This is a genomic window from Serratia sp. BNK-23 (assembly GCF_047456145.1).
Taxonomy (GTDB): domain Bacteria; phylum Pseudomonadota; class Gammaproteobacteria; order Enterobacterales; family Enterobacteriaceae; genus Serratia; species Serratia nematodiphila.
Map to the genome: position 1 here is coordinate 5,086,495 of NZ_CP179900.1, position 17,358 is coordinate 5,103,852.

Sequence of the window (17,358 nt, forward strand, 5' to 3'; positions counted from 1 at the left end):
GACCGGGATCCCTCAATGGAACAGCGCTATGCACGCCTGGTAAAGTCCGCTGCGTTGGCCGCTACCGCGCTGGCGTCGTCGCTGTTGTTGATCAAAATCGTCGCCTGGTACCAGACCGGTTCTGTCAGCCTGCTGGCGGCGCTGGTGGATTCGCTGGTCGATATCGCCGCCTCGCTGACCAACCTGCTGGTGGTGCGCTATTCGCTGCAGCCTGCCGATGCCGAGCACACCTTTGGCCACGGCAAAGCGGAGTCGCTGGCGGCGCTGGCGCAAAGCATGTTTATTTCCGGTTCCGCCCTGTTTCTGTTTCTCACCGGCTTCCAGCATCTGTATGCACCGCAAACGCTGCGCGATCCCGGCGTTGGGGTCGTCGTGACGGTGATCGCGTTAGTCAGCACCCTGATGCTGGTCACCTATCAACGCTGGGTGGTCAGAAAAACGCGCAGCCAGGCCGTGCGCGCAGATATGCTGCATTATCAGTCAGATGTCATGATGAATGGTGCTATTCTTATCGCTCTTGGGCTAAGCTGGTACGGCTTCCAACGGGCGGATGCGTTGTTCGCGCTGGGCATCGGTGTTTACATCCTCTATAGCGCGCTGCGCATGGGCTATGAAGCGGTGCAGTCGCTGTTGGATCGGGCGTTGCCGGATGACGAGCGCCAGGCGATTATCGCCGTGGTTTCCTCCTGGCCCGGGGTGAAAGGCGCACACGATCTGCGCACGCGTCAGTCGGGGCCGACGCGTTTCATCCAGCTGCATCTGGAGATGGAGGACACGCTGCCGCTGCGCGAGGCGCACCGCTTGGCCGATCAGGTGGAACAAGCCCTGCGGCAACGTTTTGCGGGGGCGGATGTCATCATTCACCTGGATCCGTGCTCCGTGGTGCCACCGGGTAGGCAGGGGCATTGGGAGCTATAATCATATAGAGGCATAGCGCAACGTATTATCATGAATATCTGAGTTAGCTCAGCGTGCCATGCGGTGTTTTAACCGTTATATTGCGTGACTTGAATCAATTCAGCTGGGTGTTTTTGATATAATATCCAGCAATAAGCCGTAAAGCTGGTTTTCTGCAGCCGGAGAGGTTTCAAGACGATCGGCGGAGACAGAATTCTTAAGAAATTGCATCTACACAGTTCAGAGGTAGTCATGATCAAGAAAATCGGTGTACTGACGAGCGGCGGTGATTCGCCGGGTATGAACGCTGCAATCCGCGGCGTTGTGCGTTCTGCGCTTTCAGAAGGTCTGGAAGTTTTTGGTATTTACGATGGCTACCTTGGCTTATACGAAGATCGCATGGAGCAGCTGGACCGCTATAGCGTGTCCGACATGATCAATCGCGGGGGCACCTTCCTTGGTTCGGCCCGCTTCCCGGAGTTCAGGGATGAAAACGTGCGTGCCAAGGCGATTGAAAACCTGAAGAATCGCGGCATCGACGCGCTGGTGGTGATCGGCGGCGACGGTTCCTACATGGGCGCCAAACGCCTGACGGAAGAAGGTTTCCCGTGCATCGGTCTGCCGGGCACCATCGATAACGATGTCGCCGGCACCGACTACACCATCGGTTACTTCACCGCGCTGGAAACCGTGGTGGAAGCGATCGACCGCCTGCGCGATACCTCCTCGTCGCACCAGCGCATCTCCATCGTGGAAGTGATGGGCCGTTACTGCGGCGATCTGACGCTGGCGGCGGCGATTGCCGGCGGCTGCGAATTTATCGTGCTGCCTGAAATCGAATTCAACCGCGAAGATCTGGTGTGCGAAATCAAGGCCGGCATCGCCAAAGGCAAAAAACACGCCATCGTGGCGATCACCGAGCACATCTGCGATATCGATGAGCTGGCGCGCCACATTGAGCAGGAAACCAAGCGTGAAACCCGCGCCACCGTGCTGGGCCACATTCAGCGCGGCGGTTCGCCGGTCGCCTATGACCGCATCCTGGCCTCGCGCATGGGCGCCTACGCCATCGAACTGCTGCTGCAGGGGTACGGCGGCCGCTGCGTCGGTATCCAGAACGAAAAAATGGTGCACCACGACATCATCGACGCGATCGAAAACATGAAGCGTCCGTTCAAGGGCGACTGGCTGGAAACGGCAAAAAAGCTGTACTGATACGCCACTTACCGCACGACAAAAAGCCTCCGCTCCCGGGGGCTTTTTTATGCTCGCCGGTGACATATTCCAGAATCATCTATCCCAAAATTTTTTATTCTTTAGTTGCCGGGAAAGTTTCTGGCAGGCTCTGATGCTAAATCAACCGATTGAGGTTGCGCTTAATTTTCTGGGAGAGCCTGTCGATGCGTAAATGGGGTGTAGGTCTGACATTGGTGCTGTTGGCGTCCGGCGCCATGGCGAAGGATATTCAGTTGCTGAACGTGTCATACGATCCGACGCGTGAGTTCTATCAGGCTTACAACACGGCATTCAGCAAGCACTACCAGGCGGAAACCGGCGACAAGGTGACGGTGCGCCAGTCGCACGGCGGCTCCGGCAAGCAGGCGACGTCGGTGATCAACGGCATCGAGGCCGACGTGGTGACGCTGGCGTTAGCCTATGACGTCGACGCTATCGCCGAACGCGGGCGCATCGAGAAAGACTGGATCAAACGCCTGCCGGACAATTCGGCGCCTTACACCTCGACCATCGTCTTCCTGGTGCGCAAAGGCAACCCGAAACAGATTCATGACTGGCCTGATTTGATCAAGCCGGGCGTGTCGGTGATCACACCAAACCCGAAAACTTCCGGCGGCGCCCGCTGGAACTACCTGGCCGCCTGGGGCTACGCGTTGCACCACAACAACAACGATAAGGCCAAGGCGCAGGACTTCGTCAAAAACCTGTACAAGAACGTCGAAGTGCTGGATTCCGGCGCGCGCGGCTCGACCAACACCTTCGTTGAGCGCGGCATCGGCGACGTGCTGATCGCCTGGGAAAACGAAGCGTTGCTGGCGGAGAAAGAGCTGGGCAAAGACAAGTTCGAGATTATCACCCCGAGTGAATCGATCCTGGCCGAACCGACGGTGTCGGTGGTGGATAAGGTGGTCGACAAACGCGGTACCCGCGAGGTGGCGACCGCCTACCTGAAATATCTGTATTCGCCGGAAGGGCAGACTATCGCGGCACAGCACTATTACCGCCCGCGCGATGCGGCGGTGGCGGCCAAGTTCGCCGGGCAGTTCCCGCAGTTGAAGCTGTTCACCGTGGATGACACCTTCGGCGGCTGGACCGAAGCGCAGAAGGTGCACTTCGCCACCGGCGGCGTATTCGACGAAATCAGCAAACGCTGATGCCGTTTAAACGGCAATAAAAAACCCCGGCTTGCCGGGGTTTTTTTATGGCAAGCCTAAGGCAATCAGGCTTTTTTCGCTGCGGCAGCGGCTTTGACGATCACGGCGAAAGCGTCGGCTTTCAGCGAGGCGCCGCCAACCAGCGCGCCATCGATGTCCGGCTGAGAGAACAGCTCTGCGGCGTTCTTGTCGTTCACCGAACCGCCGTACTGGATGATGATTTCAGCGGCAACCGCGGCATCGTGCTTGGCGATGTGATCGCGGATAAATTTGTGCACGGCCTGCGCCTGCGCAGGGGTGGCGGATTTGCCGGTACCGATGGCCCAGACCGGCTCATAGGCGATCACGGTGCCTTTCATCGCCGGTGCGCCCAGCGTTTTCAGCACGGCGTCGATCTGGCGCGCGCATACTTCTTCGGTTTTGCCCGCGGCGTTTTCCGCTTCGGTTTCACCGATGCACAGCACCGGGATCAGGCCGGCTTCTTTCAGCACGGCGAATTTCTCGGCGATCACTTCGTCGCTTTCTTTGTGGTAGGTGCGACGCTCGGAGTGGCCGATGATGATGTACTGAGCGCCGACGTCTTTCAGCATGTTGGCGGAAACTTCACCGGTGAAGGCGCCGGACAGGTTAACGTCCACGTTCTGCGCGCCCAGCGCGATGCGGCTGCCGGCCAGCGCGTGCTTGGCCTGATCCAGATACATCACCGGCGGGGCGATGGCGACGCCACAGCCGTCAACGCTGCTCAGCTCATTGCGCAGGCCGGCGATCAGTTCGTTGACCATGTGGGTGCTGCCGTTAAGCTTCCAGTTACCCATAACTAATGGATGACGCATGTTTTTTCCTCCAACTAGGGAACGCGAGAGTCGAAATGACAACTGCCGGACCGGCAGTTTACCTGCCCAACAGTATAGAGATCATTAAGCGCGAAGGCTTTGCTTTTCGTCATTAAATGCCGCGCCGTTACGGCTCGGAAAGCGCCAGCTTAATCGGTTCAACCGCGAAGGTGACGCCTTTATCGCCGTTGTCCGAGACGACATAGCGAATGGCGCCGACCTGCTGTTGGTAAAAACGCGATCCTTTGCCTTTTTCCAGCAGGCTGTTCACCTTGTTCTGGCTCTGTTCCACCGTCAGCGCCGGTTCGAACTGACGCATCAGCGCCGCCATGTAGTTGATGGCGATGGCGCGCGCGGCTTTTTCTTCATTGGCCTGCTGCAGCGGCAGATGCGTGATCTGCAACGTTTTGATTTTACCGGTACCTTTCTCCAGTGCGGTGGAGGCGTACAGGTTTTCGTTGAGTTTACTGGCGGCGCGCGTCAGCAGCGGCGAATCGTCTTCGGCGGCGGGAATGGCGCGGAATTCGCCAATCGGCAGCTTGGGGTTGTCGCGATTGTATTTCTCGCGGAATTTGACCACCGTCAGATCGAAGGTCGGCGCCCCGGCCAGCAGGTAAGGCGCGGTCGGTTTCGCTTCGGCGGCGGGCGGTTCGGCCCAGGCGCTGGCGGCGGCCTGCAGCAGGCAGGCGATGGCGAGGGTTTTTCTCAGCATGGCGTATGGCATCAAGGACAAAGATGGCTCCGATTAAAGCGATAACCCGCAGGCCTTGTCAAAGATCCCACGCCATTATCGGTTCGCTGACGAGAAAGCTGTGCGGCGCGCCGCGTTATGCAAGGCGGAAAACTCGGCCCGGCAGCGCCTATGTTACACTGCGGCGCAGAATATGGGCAGGCTTAGAGCGCAGGAATCGATGACGTTACAACAGTGGTGTTTTTCTTTTAAGGGCCGCATCGGGCGGCGCGACTTCTGGATCTGGATGGGGCTGTGGTTGGTGCTGATGGCGGCGGCGTTTACGCTGGCCAATTATCAATTGATCGCCATCCAATCCATCGCCTTCTTTATCGTGGCGCTGCTCTGGCCGACGGCGGCGGTGCTGGTCAAACGTCTGCACGATCGCAACAAGGCCGGCTGGTGGGCGTTGCTGCTGATCCTGGCGTGGATGCTGGCGGCGGGCAACTGGCAAATGCTGGCGCCGATCTGGCAATGGGGCGTCGGGCGTTTCATCCCGACGCTGATTATCGTGATGATGACTATCGATCTGGGCGCCTTCGTCGGCACGCCGGGAGACAATCGGTTCGGCCCGGAAGCCGAACCGGTGAAGTTCCGCTGATCCTCGGGTTACCAGTAGTGCTCGCTGGTGATGTGGCCCGGTTTGCGGCGCAGGTGCTTGCGCATTTGGCGGTGGTCTTTCAGCGTTTGCTGGGTGTCCCGCACCATCTGCGGGTTGCCGCACAGCATCACGTGGCTGGTTTCGGCGTCGATGGTCAAGCCGATCGCCGCTTCCAGCCGGCCGTCCTCGATCAGCGCTGGCACGCGGCCGGTTAATGAACCGGGCGTCTCTTCACGGCTGACGACGGTCTGGATGCGCAGCTTGCCGTTGTAGCGTTGCTGCAGTTGCTGCATCAGCGGCAGGTAGCTCAGATCGCGCGCAAAACGCGCGGCGTGCACCAGCACCAGGTTGTTAAAGCGTTCCAGGCCGACACCTTGCTGCAGAATCGATAAATAGGGGCCGATGGCGGTGCCGGTCGCCAGCATCCACAGCGTGTCGCAGTCGGGCACCTCATCCAGCACGAAGAAGCCGGCGGCTTCTTTGGTCACCATGACATCCGACCCTGGCCGCAGCTGATTGAGGCGCGGGCTCAGTTTGCCTTCCGGCACCGTCACCAGATAGAACTCCAGGTTGGCGTCATCGGGGGCATTGACGTAGGAGTAGGCGCGTTGCACTCGTTCGCCGTCGATCTCCAGCGCCAGTTTGGCGAATTGCCCGGCGGTGAAAGGATCGATGGGGGCATTGACCACCAGGCTGAACAGCCCGTCGGTCCATTGTTTTACCTGCGTAACCTTGCCGTTTACCCATTCAGCCATACTCTAAAGCTCCCGTGGTCGAATCAAATAAGCACAATGTCGTGAGCCGGAAATGGCGTGCGTGGTGCGCTCTATCCGGTAGTCGTTGCCGAACAGGCGGTGAAACAGCTGCAGCTCGGAATTGCACAGGCTGCTGCAGTTGGAACCGGCCACGCCGATCGGACAGTGGTTTTCCACCAACAGCGCACCGTGCGGATGATCGAGCAATTCAGCCATGTAACCATCATGTTGCCGCAGACGCACCAATCGGGCTAACCGCTCTTGGTGGCTGCGCTCGGCAGACAGCTCTTCGGCATAACGCAGATAAAGCTGCTCTTCACGCGCGTTCAGCAACGGTTCCACGCCGGCGCCGCCAAACAGCCGCAGCGCGGATGCCCGCAGCCGTTCCTGATCGGCGGCCGCAAAAGCGTGCCCTCGCGCTGTCAGCGACCAGTAGCGCGTCGGGCGGCCGACCTTGCTGCGCGCTTCTTCGTAACAAACCAACTCACGTTTTTCCAGGGATTGCAGATGTTGTCGGATGCCCATCGGCGTGATGTCCAGACGCTCCGCCAGCATTTTGGCCGAGTGCGGGCCGAGAGCCTTTAACTGCAATAAAATCAGCTCAGGTGTTTTCATGAACCAAATCCCTATGGTGTTATTTTATTTCAAGTTGATGAAAATAATTATCGATTAAATGCTAAAGCGCGGCTACTGCAAGGGCGCTATTTTTAACTCCAAAGCGTTAGACGTACAGTTTAATTTACGAGCCTGGTCGGGTTTGCTGCCAGTGTGACCTGGATCAATATCTGCCTGAAACTCGCTAAAAAAATCAGATTTGATTAGTTTATGCCGCCATAGAGGGCTGCTCGCCGTTCTGGCTGCTGCAACGGCCATACCGGGACGCTGTGACGAGTTGAAACGTTAACGAAGATAATGAGAAAACTAGAGAATTTTCACCTGCTGGTGATGCTTATCCTGTTGGTCGCCGTCGGCCAGATGGCGCAAACCATTTATGTTCCCGTTATTGCTGATATCGCCCACGATCTGTCGGTTCGCACCGGCGCCGTGCAACGGGTGATGGCGGCGTATCTGCTGACCTACGGTTTCTCCCAGCTGATTTACGGGCCGATATCGGATCGTATCGGGCGCCGCCCGGTGATCCTGACCGGCATGATGATCTTCCTGGTCGGTGCGCTGGGCGCGCTGCTGTCCACCAACCTGACGATGCTGGTTGCCGCCAGCGCGATTCAGGGCATGGGCACCGGCGTGGCGGGCGTGATGGCGCGCACCATGCCGCGCGATCTGTATGCCGGCACCGCCCTGCGCTACGCCAACAGCCTGTTGAACATGGGGATTTTGGTTAGCCCGCTGCTGGCGCCGGTGATCGGCGGCGCATTGGCGATGGTGTTCGGCTGGCGCGCCTGCTACGCCTTCCTGCTGGCGCTGTGCGCCTGCGTCGCCTTCGCCATGTTCCGCTGGCTGCCGGAAACCCGCCCGGTGCAAACGGAAAAACGTCGCATGCTGGCCAGTTTCCGCCAGCTGCTGGGTGACAGCACCTTCAGCTGCTATCTGGTGATGCTGATCGGCGCGCTGGCGGGGATTGCGGTATTCGAGGCCAGCTGCGGCGTGTTGATGGGCGGCGTGTTGGGGCTGAGTGGGCTGACCGTCAGCATCCTGTTCATTCTGCCGATCCCGGCGGCGTTTTTCGGCGCCTGGTACGCCGGGCGCGACGGCAAGACCTTCCACACGCTGATGTGGCATTCGGTGATTAGCTGCCTGCTGGCGGGGGCGATGATGTGGATCCCGGGCTGGTTCGGCGTGATGAACATCTGGACGCTGATCGTGCCGGCCGCGCTGTTCTTCTTCGGCGCCGGCATGCTGTTCCCGCTGGCGACCACCGGGGCGATGGAGCCGTTCCCTTACCTGGCCGGCGCGGCGGGCGCACTGGTGGGCGGGATGCAGAACATGGGGTCCGGTCTGGCGACCTGGCTGTCCGCCATGTTGCCGCAAACCGGGCAGTTCAGCCTCGGCTTGCTGATGTTCGCAATGGCGCTGCTGATCCTGCTGTGCTGGTGGCCGCTGTCCAATCGTATGCAGCATCAGGGGCATACCGCATAACGACAGGGCGCCATTCGGCGCCCTCATACCGTTGACAAAGGGGAGAAAAAGCGGGGTTTTTCTCCCCTTTGTGGTTATCAGCCGAAAATCAATAAATTGATTTTCCTTGTTTTTTATTCGCTGTTCTCTGCCAACACGGCAAGGGCATGAGGTTTGTCATCAATCATCAGGGCGCCATTCGGCGCCCTGTTTCGTTACAGCAGAAACTCGTGCAGCGCCGGGTCTTTGCGATCCAGATAGTGGGTCGAACGAATACGGCGGATGGTGCGCGACTTGCCGCGGATCAGCAACGTTTCGGTGGTGGCCATGTTGCCCTGGCGGCTGATGCCTTCCAGCAAATCGCCCTTGGTGATGCCGGTGGCGGAGAAGATCACGTTGTCGTTGCGCGCCATCTGATCCAGACGCAGCGCCTGGCCGGCTTCGATACCCATCTCCCGGCAGCGGGCCAACTCTTGTTCGCCGATGCGGCGGTTTTCGGCGCTGTCGCCTTTCACCTCATGACGCGGCAGCAAACGCGCCTGCATGTCACCGTCCAGCGCGCGGATCACCGCGGCTGAGATCACCCCTTCCGGCGCGCCGCCGATGCCGTACATCACATCGACCTCGCTTTCCGGCATGCAGGTGAGAATGGAGGCCGCTACGTCGCCGTCAGGAATGGCGAATACTCGCACGCCCAATTGCTGCATCTGCGCGATGACGCCGTCGTGGCGCGGTTTGGCCAATACAATCACCGTCAGCTGCGACAGCGGTTTGCCCAGTCGTTCGGCGACGTTCTGCAGGTTCTCGGCCAATGGCCGGTTGAGATCGATGGCGCCGCGCGCCGCCGGGCCGACCACCAGCTTCTCCATGTACATGTCCGGCGCGTGCAGGAAGGTGCCGCGATCGCCCACCGCCAATACCGCCAGCGCATTGGACTGGCCCATGGCGGTCATGCGGGTGCCTTCGATCGGATCGACCGCGATGTCGACTGCGTCGCCCTGACCGGTACCGACCTGCTCGCCGATATACAACATCGGTGCTTCGTCGATCTCGCCTTCGCCGATCACGATGCGCCCATCGATATCCACTTTGTTGAGCATGATGCGCATGGCGTGGACCGCCGCGCCGTCGGCGGCGTTCTTGTCGCCGCGTCCCAGCCATTTGTAGCCCGCCAGCGCGGCGGCTTCGGTAACGCGGGAGAATTCGATGGCTAATTCACGTTTCATGGCAAACCTGTCTGTGAGAAAGGGAGGAAAATATCGACAAAGTCTATCACAGCGCGGTGGCGGCAGGGCGGGGCAAAAAAAGCGCCGCCCGCAGGCAGCGCTTGTTGGCGAAACGGCAGCTTCGGGATTACTCGTGATCTTCCCATGCCTGAGCGCGAGCCACCGCTTTTTTCCAGCCGCTGTAGCGGTAGTTGCGTTCGGTGGTTTCGATGCTTGGGCGGAATTCACGCTCAACCACCGCTTTGCTCTTCACTTCATCCAGATCGTTCCAGTAGCCGATGGCCAGGCCCGCCAGGAACGCCGCGCCCAGCGCCGTCGATTCACGCACTTCAGGGCGTTCTACGCGGGTGCCGAGAATATCGGACTGGAACTGCATCAGGAAGTTGTTGGCGACCGCGCCGCCGTCCACGCGCAGCGATTGCAGGCGGGTGTTGGCGTCGGCCTGCATGGCGTCCAGCACGTCACGGGTCTGGAAGGCGATGGATTCCAGCGTGGCGCGGATGATGTGGTTGCTGTTGGCACCACGGGTCAGGCCGAAGATGGCGCCGCGAGCATACGGATCCCAGTAGGGCGCGCCCAGGCCGGTGAAGGCCGGCACCACATAGACGCCGTTGCTGTCTTTCACCTTGGTGGCGAAATATTCGGAGTCGGCGGCGTCGCTGATCAGTTTTAGCTCGTCGCGCAGCCACTGGATAGACGCACCGCCGATGAACACCGCGCCTTCCAGCGCATAGTTCACTTCGCCGCGTGGGCCGCAGGCGATGGTGGTCAGCAGACCGTTTTTCGAGCGCACCGCTTCTTTGCCGGTGTTCATCAGCAGGAAGCAGCCGGTGCCGTAGGTGTTCTTCGCCATGCCCGGTTGAACGCACAGCTGGCCGTACAGTGCCGCCTGCTGGTCACCGGCGATACCGGCGATAGGAATACGCGTGCCGCCCTTACCGCCGATGTTGGTCTGGCCGTACACTTCGGAGGACGGGCGGACTTTCGGCAGCATGGCGCGCGGGATATCCAGCACTTCCAGCATGCGCTCGTCCCAGTCCAGTTCGTGGATGTTGAACATCATGGTGCGTGAGGCGTTGGTGTAATCGGTGACGTGTACGCGCCCCTGGGTCATTTTCCACACCAGCCAGGTATCCACGGTGCCGAACAGCAGTTCGCCGCGCTTGGCGCGCTCGCGGGCGCCTTCGACGTTGTCCAGGATCCACTTCACCTTGGTGCCGGAGAAGTACGGGTCAACCACCAGGCCGGTGTTGTGACGGATGTACTCTTCCAGGCCGTCGCGCTTGAGCTTCTCGCAGATGTCGGCGGTGCGGCGGCACTGCCAAACGATGGCGTTGTAAATCGGCTTGCCGGTCTCTTTTTCCCAGACGATGGTGGTTTCGCGCTGGTTGGTGATGCCGATGCCGGCGATCTGATCGGAATTGATGTCGGCTTTCGCCAGCACTTCTACCAGCGTCGAACTTTGCGACGCCCAGATCTCCATTGGGTCGTGCTCAACCCAGCCGGCCTTTGGATAGATCTGCGGGAATTCGCGCTGCGATACTGCAACGATGTTGGCGTCGTGATCGAGCACGACGGCACGTGAGCTGGTGGTCCCTTGGTCGAGTGCGACAATGTATTTTTTTTCTACAGTCATGGTAATTATCCTGCTGTTGTTAACCGTGTAAAACTGCACCCATCACGCTTTACGCTGCTGGGTCTTGGCGTCAGGCTCTTCTTCCGTCACGCAGACGTCGCACGGCAGGTGGCGGCCAATCAGCGCGCGGTAACCGAAAGCGCCCAGGCCACAGCCGACGATAGGGGCGAAGATCGGCACCAGGAAGTACGGGATGTCGCGTGCGCCGGTGAAGGCGACTTTGCCCCAGCCGGCCAGGTAGGCGAACAGTTTCGGCCCGAAGTCACGCGCCGGGTTCAACGCAAAGCCGGTCAATGGTCCCATGGAGGCGCCGATCACGGCAATCAGAATACCGATCAGCAGCGGCGCCAGCGGGCCGCGCGGAATGCCGTTGCCGTCGTCGGTCAGCGCCAGGATCAGGCACATCAGGATTGCAGCGATCACCATTTCTACCAGGAAGGCCTGGCCTACGGAGATGTGCGCGTTAGGGTAAGTCGAGAAGATGCCGGCCAGTTCGAGGCTTTCGTTGCTGCCGCGCACCATGTGGTGGGCCGCTTCGAAGTCGAAGAACAGATTGTAGTACAGCCCGTAGACCAAGGCCGCGGCGCAGAAGGCGCCGGCGACCTGCGCAATGATGTAAGGCACCACTTTGCGCCCGTCGAAGCAGGCGAACAGCCACAGGGCGAGGGTGACCGCCGGGTTGAGATGCGCACCGGAAATCGCGGCGGTCAGATAGATGGCCATGGCGACGCCCAGGCCCCAAATGATGCTGATTTCCCACTGGCCGAAGCTGGCGCCCGCCAGTTTCAGCGCGGCAACGCAGCCTACGCCAAAGAAGATCAGCAGCGCCGTGCCGAGGAACTCGGCGATGCACTGGCCTTTTAATGTCGGACTGGTGGTTTGGCTCATAATGTTGGTGTCCTGCAAAACGGCGGTTGTTGGTTTATAGGCTCAGCCAGGTATACATCTGACCTATGGGCACAGTTTTTTCATCTCGTCCAATTATTGAATGAGGACGTGATGTAAATTTATCGTTAACGAACATAAACGAGAAATAGCGAAATCAAAATGTGTGTGGCGCGTCATAAAATTGAGCGATTTCGCGTCGTTTAGTGTTCTTTCTGAGCCATAAAAGTGTGATCTGACCAGTGGTTTAGCGAGGGGCGTTAACAACTCGCGGCGGCGGCGATGGGGATTTTCAGTTTTTGCTGATGGCGAGGGCAGGAAAATTGCAACAGACTGCGCGATGATCCGGTATGTTGCTAGACAGGCGGAGACTGGCTACTTACAATCGTTTTTAACGAATCGAGACCGGCGCGCCTTTCGTAACGGCGCGCGTCACTGAGCGCGATGCAATATTCGCAGTAGCTGCAGCCGACGTTGCGGCCGCTACTTATAGATGTACGCCTTGCTATCATGAGGGGACTGAAGCATGTCATTTGAAGTATTTGAGAAACTGGAAGCAAAAGTACAGCAGGCGATTGATACCATCACCTTGTTGCAGATGGAAATTGAAGAGCTGAAAGACAAAAACAACTCTCTGTCGCAGGAAGTTCAGGCTGCCTCCGGCAACCACGAAGCGCTGGTGCGTGAAAACCAACAGCTGAAAGAAGAACAGCACGTATGGCAAGATCGCCTGCGCGCGCTGCTGGGCAAAATGGAAGAGGTTTGATTCCTTACGCCATGCAGCAACGAAAAGGGCGCCTGAGGCGCCCTTTTTCATGTCCGAAAATCACTCGATGTCGAGCGGGTCTTCGGAGAGGATGATGCCGGTATTGTCGGCATACAGGTGGTCGCCTGAGAAGAAGGTGACGCCACCGAAGTTGACGCGGATATCGCTTTCGCCCACGCCTTCGCTTACGGCACCCGCCGGGATCGCCGCCATCGCCTGAATGCCGATGTCGAGCTCTTCCAGATCGTCCACCTGGCGCACCGCGCCGTACACCACGATGCCTTCCCATTCGTTCTGGGCGGCCAGGCGCGCCAGTTCGGCGTTGATCAGCGCCCGGCGTACCGAACCGCCGCCGTCGACCAACAGCACGCGGCCGCGACCGTTTTCTTCAAGCAGATCGAACAACAGGCCGTTATCCTCAAAGCATTTCACCGTGGTGATCTGCCCGCCAAATGAAGTACGCCCGCCAAAATTGGAGAACAGAGGTTCAACAACGTTCACCTCTTCATGATAGATGTCGCAAAGTTCGGAAGTATCGTATTTCATAGGATTTTACGTCTGTTTGCCGCTGGAATGTTCAGTATATCCCTTTATTCGCCCTGTTGGCAAAATCATCAGTTTTTAACTGAGCGCCACGCCGATGGCGAACAGCAGGTTGGCCAGCAACGCCGCCTTGACCATATGCTCCAGCATCGGCCGCATGCCGACCGGCGTCGGATCGCGCAGCACGCGCAGGCCGTGGCGCACCAGCAGCGGGATCGCCAGCACGAACAGCCAACCCCACGGGCTGTGGAGGTTGAACAGCGTGAACAGCGCGAAACACAGCACCGCGCCGCCGAGCAGCAGGGCGTGGTAAATGCGCGCCTTGTGCGGGCCGAGACGCACTGCCAGCGTATTCTTGCCGTTTTCGCGATCGCTTTCGATATCGCGCAGATTGTTGATGTTGAGCACCGCCGTCGCCAGCAGGCCGCAGGCGGTGGCCGGCAGCATCACGACGCTGTCGAAGGTGTGCGTCTGCAGATAGTAGGTGCCGGCCACGCTCAGCCAGCCGAAGAACACCAGCACCGAGATATCGCCCAGCCCCAAATATCCGTAGGGCTTGTTGCCGACGGTGTAGGTGATGGCCGCCACGATGGACAGCCCGCCCAGCACCAGGAAACCCACCACGTCGCTGGGTTGCTCACAGGCGACGGCGATCAGCGAACAGCCGGCGAGGGCGATCAGCACCACCGTCACCACCAGCGCCCGTTTCATCTGCGCCTGGGTGATCATGCCTTTCTGCATGCCGCGCAATGGCCCGATGCGATCTTCTTTGTCGCTGCCTTTGACCGCATCGCCGTAGTCGTTCGCCAGGTTGGAGAGGATCTGCAGCAGGCCGGCGGTCAACAGCGCCAGGAGCGCTACTTCCGGTTTCAGGCTACCGTGCCAGGCGGCGATTGCCGAGCCGACCACGATGGAGGCAAAGGCCAGCGGCAGGGTGCGGGGGCGTAGACTTTCCAGCCAGGCGGAAATCGGGGTGGTGGAGGTTGATGAGCTCATGTTTCGCTTCTGTGTCCGTTAGAAATAATTGTGGGAGGCAATGCCTCCCACACAGATGACTGACAAGACAATGATTGAGCGATTATAGGATAAAACGACTCAAATCTTCATCCGCCACCAGTTCATCCAGATGACTGCGCACGTAATCCGCATCAATTGTAATGGATTGGCCATTAATTTCACTCGCATCGTAGGAAATATCTTCCATCAGACGCTCCAGCACGGTGTGCAGACGACGCGCGCCGATGTTCTCGGTGCTTTCGTTGACCTGCCACGCGGCTTCGGCGATGCGGCGGATGCCGTCGGCGGTGAACTCGATGTTGACGCCTTCGGTGCCCATCAGCGCTTTGTACTGTTCGGTCAGCGACGCGCTCGGCTCGGTCAGGATGCGCTCGAAGTCTTCGGTGGTCAGCGCCTGCAGCTCAACGCGGATCGGCAGACGGCCCTGCAGTTCCGGGATCAGATCCGACGGATTGGCGGTCTGGAACGCGCCGGAAGCGATGAACAGGATGTGGTCGGTCTTCACCATGCCGTGCTTGGTGGACACGGTGCAGCCTTCCACCAGCGGCAGCAGATCGCGCTGCACGCCTTCGCGCGAGACATCCGGGCCGGAGCTTTGGCCGCCGCGCTTACAGATTTTGTCGATCTCATCGATAAACACGATGCCGTGCTGCTCAACCGCTTCGATCGCCTGCTCTTTCAGCTCTTCCGGATTCACCAGCTTGGCGGCTTCTTCTTCCACCAGCAGCTTGAAGGCTTCTTTGATCTTCAGCTTGCGCGGTTTTTGCTTCTGGCCGCCGAGGTTCTGGAACATCGACTGCAGCTGGTTGGTCATCTCTTCCATGCCCGGAGGCGCCATGATTTCCACGCCCATCGGCGCGGCGGCCAGATCGATTTCGATCTCTTTGTCATCCAGCTGGCCTTCGCGCAGTTTCTTGCGGAATGCCTGGCGGGCGGCGGACGGTTCCTGATTTTCTTCCGGCTGGCCCCAGTTGTTTTTGGCCGGCGGGATCAGCACGTCGAGAATGCGCTCTTCGGCCAACTCTTCGGCGCGGGTGCGGTTTTTCTCGATCGACTGCATGCGCACCATTTTGATGGCGGCATCGGTCAGATCGCGGATGATGGAGTCCACTTCTTTGCCCACATAGCCCACTTCGGTGAACTTGGTGGCTTCAACCTTGATGAACGGCGCGTTGGCCAGCTTCGCCAGACGGCGGGCGATTTCGGTTTTACCGACGCCGGTCGGGCCGATCATCAGAATGTTTTTCGGGGTCACTTCGTGACGCAGCATCTCGTTGAGCTGCATCCGGCGCCAGCGGTTGCGCAGGGCAATGGCGACAGCGCGTTTGGCCTTGTTTTGGCCAATGATATAGCTGTCCAGTTCGCTGACGATCTCGCGCGGGGTCATTTCAGACATGGTATTCGATCCTTACGCTTTGGAAGGCAATTCTTCAATGGTGTGGAAATGGTTGGTGTAAATACAGATGTCGCCGGCGATGTTGAGAGATTTCTCAACGATGTCGCGGGCGCTCAGTTCGGTATTTTCCAACATGGCGCGGGCGGCGGCCTGGGCGTACGGGCCGCCGGAGCCGATGGCGATCAGATCGTTTTCCGGCTGCACCACATCGCCGTTGCCGGTGATGATCAGCGAGGCGGTTTCATCGGCGACCGCCAGCAGCGCTTCGAGCTTGCGCAGCATGCGGTCGGTGCGCCAGTCTTTCGCCAGCTCGACGGCGGCTTTCACCAGGTGGCCCTGATGCATTTCCAGTTTGCGTTCAAACAGTTCAAACAGCGTGAAGGCGTCAGCGGTGCCACCGGCGAAACCGGCGATCACTTTGTCGTTATACAGGCGACGCACTTTCTTGACGTTACCCTTCATCACCGTATTACCCAGGGTTGCCTGGCCATCACCACCGATGACGACCTGGCCGTTGCGGCGTACGCTTACAATTGTTGTCACGAGCAGACCCTCGTTAAAGACGGAAAGAAGTCCCCGCAGCGCCTGCTTTCGCAGACGCTACGAGGCATATTGAGAGTATAGATGGGGGGGGATTGACGCTTTTCAACCCCCAACGGAGAGGGGAATGCAACTCGACATGCCGACGCCCTTCAGGCGCGAAAGGGTTTTGTCCGCTGCGGCGCGGCTGCTGTAGGGGCCGAGCACTACGCGATTCCAGCCGCCGCCGGCGGTGATGCGGCTCTCGATGCCCTCGAACGCCAGGCGCGCACGCACGGATTCAGCCTGATCGGTGGCGCGGAACGAACCGCATTGCACCATCCACTTCTGTTTCGATTCCGGTTTGGTGTCCTGCTTGGCCGTTTCCTGTTTCACTTCCGGTTTGGGCTCCGGCTTCGGTTGCGGCTTCGGCTCAGGCTGTTTCACCTGCACCGGTTGCTGGGTGGCCGGCTTCGGCTGCTGGTGCTGCTGCACCGGCGCGGTGGTGGCCCCGTTGTTGAACGGGTTGCGCGGCGGCTGAGTGACCTGCTGCTGTTGCTGTACCGGCTGCTGCTGCATTTGCGGTTGTTGCATCTGCTGCTGCTGGCGGTTGCTGCGCGCGTTGGCCTGGCCCGGATCGTTATACGGCACTTCATTCAGCTGCGTCGGACGCTGCTGCATGTCGGCCTGCATTTGTTCCAGCAACTGCCGCTGTTCGGCGGTCAGCTGAGTTTTGGAATTGAGCTCGCCGCCGGCAGTCGGTTCGGTCGGGGTTTGCACGCCGATCTGTCGGTTTTCCAGCTCTTTGATATAGCGCCAGCGCTCTTCCGGCTTCGGCGGCAGGCCGTTGCCTGGGCGAGTGGTGTGTGCAGGCAACAATGGCGCGTCTTCCGGCTTGTTGTGCGTAATGAAATAGAGGCCACCGACAAAGACAACCAGCAACGCGACGGCTAACGCCAGCACGGTTTTGGAAACCTTCGGAGAACTGCGTTTTTTACGGCTGGGGGTTTTGCGCTTAGCTCCTGCTGCGCGCCCACGGCTTACATAGTCTTTTTGTGCCACTATTATTCCGCTGTGTCCTGATGAGA

The 17,358-nt window shown here is 59.4% G+C and carries 18 protein-coding genes; 6 read left to right on the forward strand and 12 right to left on the reverse strand.

What is annotated here, in order from left to right; all coding sequences use genetic code 11:
- The first annotated feature begins 15 nt into the window (after positions 1 to 15).
- The 3 genes from fieF to ACMGF9_RS24170 all read left to right on the forward strand — a co-directional run bounded on the left by fieF (position 16) and on the right by ACMGF9_RS24170 (position 3,287).
- A complete protein-coding gene (gene fieF / locus ACMGF9_RS24160) occupies positions 16 to 918 on the forward strand; it encodes a CDF family cation-efflux transporter FieF (RefSeq protein WP_015379420.1) in 903 nt (300 codons plus the stop codon).
- 231 nt (positions 919 to 1,149) lie between these two features.
- Complete coding sequence (pfkA, locus tag ACMGF9_RS24165) at positions 1,150 to 2,112, forward strand: 6-phosphofructokinase (protein WP_004931116.1); 963 nt, start codon at positions 1,150 to 1,152, stop codon at positions 2,110 to 2,112.
- A gap of 185 nt (positions 2,113 to 2,297) precedes the next feature.
- The gene (locus ACMGF9_RS24170) at positions 2,298 to 3,287 is read left to right on the forward strand and encodes a sulfate ABC transporter substrate-binding protein (protein ID WP_015379419.1); all 990 of its coding nucleotides are present in this window, start codon (positions 2,298 to 2,300) and stop codon (positions 3,285 to 3,287) included.
- A 65-nt stretch (positions 3,288 to 3,352) separates the two neighbouring features.
- Here the strand turns inward: ACMGF9_RS24170 and tpiA are convergent, their stop codons facing one another.
- Positions 3,353 to 4,120 (reverse strand): triose-phosphate isomerase, encoded by a 768-nt coding sequence (tpiA, locus tag ACMGF9_RS24175; RefSeq protein WP_004931113.1) that lies wholly within the window; start codon positions 4,118 to 4,120, stop codon positions 3,353 to 3,355.
- A 127-nt stretch (positions 4,121 to 4,247) separates the two neighbouring features.
- The gene (locus ACMGF9_RS24180; RefSeq protein ID WP_021504458.1) at positions 4,248 to 4,832 is read right to left on the reverse strand and encodes a DUF1454 family protein; all 585 of its coding nucleotides are present in this window, start codon (positions 4,830 to 4,832) and stop codon (positions 4,248 to 4,250) included.
- A gap of 199 nt (positions 4,833 to 5,031) precedes the next feature.
- On the opposite strand from ACMGF9_RS24180, the gene ACMGF9_RS24185 reads away from it, so the two are divergent.
- Positions 5,032 to 5,451, forward strand: a complete 420-nt coding sequence (locus ACMGF9_RS24185; RefSeq protein WP_004931108.1) for a DUF805 domain-containing protein — start codon at positions 5,032 to 5,034, stop codon at positions 5,449 to 5,451.
- Between the two features lie 8 nt (positions 5,452 to 5,459).
- Here ACMGF9_RS24185 and fpr read toward each other — a convergent pair whose 3' ends face one another.
- Together fpr and ACMGF9_RS24195 are read right to left on the reverse strand one after the other, a co-directional pair.
- Complete coding sequence (gene fpr / locus ACMGF9_RS24190) at positions 5,460 to 6,206, reverse strand: ferredoxin--NADP(+) reductase (RefSeq protein WP_004931107.1); 747 nt, start codon at positions 6,204 to 6,206, stop codon at positions 5,460 to 5,462.
- 3 nt (positions 6,207 to 6,209) lie between these two features.
- Entirely contained in the window at positions 6,210 to 6,821 is a 612-nt protein-coding gene (locus ACMGF9_RS24195; RefSeq protein ID WP_004931104.1) for a helix-turn-helix transcriptional regulator, read from the reverse strand.
- A 297-nt stretch (positions 6,822 to 7,118) separates the two neighbouring features.
- Between ACMGF9_RS24195 and emrD the strand changes: the two genes are divergently transcribed.
- Positions 7,119 to 8,303: a multidrug efflux MFS transporter EmrD gene (gene emrD, locus ACMGF9_RS24200; RefSeq protein ID WP_004931102.1), complete on the forward strand. Its 1,185-nt coding sequence runs from the start codon at positions 7,119 to 7,121 to the stop codon at positions 8,301 to 8,303.
- Between the two features lie 194 nt (positions 8,304 to 8,497).
- On the opposite strand, the gene glpX is transcribed toward emrD, so the two are convergent.
- From glpX to ACMGF9_RS24215, 3 genes are all read right to left on the reverse strand, one after another.
- Positions 8,498 to 9,508: a class II fructose-bisphosphatase gene (glpX, locus tag ACMGF9_RS24205; protein ID WP_016929713.1), complete on the reverse strand. Its 1,011-nt coding sequence runs from the start codon at positions 9,506 to 9,508 to the stop codon at positions 8,498 to 8,500.
- 127 nt (positions 9,509 to 9,635) lie between these two features.
- On the reverse strand, positions 9,636 to 11,144 hold the full coding sequence (glpK, locus tag ACMGF9_RS24210) for a glycerol kinase GlpK (protein WP_004931097.1): 1,509 nt from the start codon (positions 11,142 to 11,144) through the stop codon (positions 9,636 to 9,638).
- Positions 11,145 to 11,186: 42 nt separating this feature from the next.
- Positions 11,187 to 12,032, reverse strand: a complete 846-nt coding sequence (locus tag ACMGF9_RS24215) for an MIP/aquaporin family protein (RefSeq protein ID WP_015379417.1) — start codon at positions 12,030 to 12,032, stop codon at positions 11,187 to 11,189.
- A gap of 523 nt (positions 12,033 to 12,555) precedes the next feature.
- Here ACMGF9_RS24215 and zapB point away from each other — a divergent pair.
- A complete protein-coding gene (gene zapB, locus ACMGF9_RS24220; protein WP_004931092.1) occupies positions 12,556 to 12,795 on the forward strand; it encodes a septal ring assembly protein ZapB in 240 nt (79 codons plus the stop codon).
- A 60-nt stretch (positions 12,796 to 12,855) separates the two neighbouring features.
- On the opposite strand, the gene rraA is transcribed toward zapB, so the two are convergent.
- The 5 genes from rraA to ftsN all read right to left on the reverse strand — a co-directional run bounded on the left by rraA (position 12,856) and on the right by ftsN (position 17,332).
- Positions 12,856 to 13,341 (reverse strand): ribonuclease E activity regulator RraA, encoded by a 486-nt coding sequence (gene rraA / locus ACMGF9_RS24225; RefSeq protein ID WP_004931090.1) that lies wholly within the window; start codon positions 13,339 to 13,341, stop codon positions 12,856 to 12,858.
- Positions 13,342 to 13,416: 75 nt separating this feature from the next.
- The gene (locus tag ACMGF9_RS24230; protein WP_015379416.1) at positions 13,417 to 14,334 is read right to left on the reverse strand and encodes a 1,4-dihydroxy-2-naphthoate polyprenyltransferase; all 918 of its coding nucleotides are present in this window, start codon (positions 14,332 to 14,334) and stop codon (positions 13,417 to 13,419) included.
- Positions 14,335 to 14,416: 82 nt separating this feature from the next.
- Entirely contained in the window at positions 14,417 to 15,751 is a 1,335-nt protein-coding gene (gene hslU, locus ACMGF9_RS24235; protein WP_004931086.1) for an HslU--HslV peptidase ATPase subunit, read from the reverse strand.
- 12 nt (positions 15,752 to 15,763) lie between these two features.
- Positions 15,764 to 16,294: an ATP-dependent protease subunit HslV gene (hslV, locus tag ACMGF9_RS24240; RefSeq protein WP_004931085.1), complete on the reverse strand. Its 531-nt coding sequence runs from the start codon at positions 16,292 to 16,294 to the stop codon at positions 15,764 to 15,766.
- 102 nt (positions 16,295 to 16,396) lie between these two features.
- Positions 16,397 to 17,332 carry a cell division protein FtsN gene (ftsN, locus tag ACMGF9_RS24245; protein WP_088382011.1) on the reverse strand — a complete coding sequence of 312 codons (936 nt, stop codon included), beginning with the start codon at positions 17,330 to 17,332 and terminating at the stop codon, positions 16,397 to 16,399.
- Between the last annotated feature and the right edge of the window lie 26 nt (positions 17,333 to 17,358).

Bases quoted from the DNA above. Each gene is read 5' to 3' on its own strand.
- ACMGF9_RS24195 (WP_004931104.1), bottom strand. From the start codon at position 6,821: ATGAAAACACCTGAGCTGATTTTATTGCAGTTAAAGGCTCTCGGCCCG.
- fpr (WP_004931107.1), bottom strand. From the start codon at position 6,206: ATGGCTGAATGGGTAAACGGCAAGGTTACGCAGGTAAAACAATGGACC.
- ACMGF9_RS24230 (WP_015379416.1), bottom strand. From the start codon at position 14,334: ATGAGCTCATCAACCTCCACCACCCCGATTTCCGCCTGGCTGGAAAGT.
- fieF (WP_015379420.1), top strand. From the start codon at position 16: ATGGAACAGCGCTATGCACGCCTGGTAAAGTCCGCTGCGTTGGCCGCT.
- zapB (WP_004931092.1), top strand. From the start codon at position 12,556: ATGTCATTTGAAGTATTTGAGAAACTGGAAGCAAAAGTACAGCAGGCG.
- emrD (WP_004931102.1), top strand. From the start codon at position 7,119: ATGAGAAAACTAGAGAATTTTCACCTGCTGGTGATGCTTATCCTGTTG.
- ACMGF9_RS24170 (WP_015379419.1), top strand. From the start codon at position 2,298: ATGCGTAAATGGGGTGTAGGTCTGACATTGGTGCTGTTGGCGTCCGGC.
- tpiA (WP_004931113.1), bottom strand. From the start codon at position 4,120: ATGCGTCATCCATTAGTTATGGGTAACTGGAAGCTTAACGGCAGCACC.
- pfkA (WP_004931116.1), top strand. From the start codon at position 1,150: ATGATCAAGAAAATCGGTGTACTGACGAGCGGCGGTGATTCGCCGGGT.
- ACMGF9_RS24215 (WP_015379417.1), bottom strand. From the start codon at position 12,032: ATGAGCCAAACCACCAGTCCGACATTAAAAGGCCAGTGCATCGCCGAG.
- hslU (WP_004931086.1), bottom strand. From the start codon at position 15,751: ATGTCTGAAATGACCCCGCGCGAGATCGTCAGCGAACTGGACAGCTAT.
- ACMGF9_RS24180 (WP_021504458.1), bottom strand. From the start codon at position 4,832: ATGCTGAGAAAAACCCTCGCCATCGCCTGCCTGCTGCAGGCCGCCGCC.
- glpX (WP_016929713.1), bottom strand. From the start codon at position 9,508: ATGAAACGTGAATTAGCCATCGAATTCTCCCGCGTTACCGAAGCCGCC.
- rraA (WP_004931090.1), bottom strand. From the start codon at position 13,341: ATGAAATACGATACTTCCGAACTTTGCGACATCTATCATGAAGAGGTG.
- ACMGF9_RS24185 (WP_004931108.1), top strand. From the start codon at position 5,032: ATGACGTTACAACAGTGGTGTTTTTCTTTTAAGGGCCGCATCGGGCGG.
- glpK (WP_004931097.1), bottom strand. From the start codon at position 11,144: ATGACTGTAGAAAAAAAATACATTGTCGCACTCGACCAAGGGACCACC.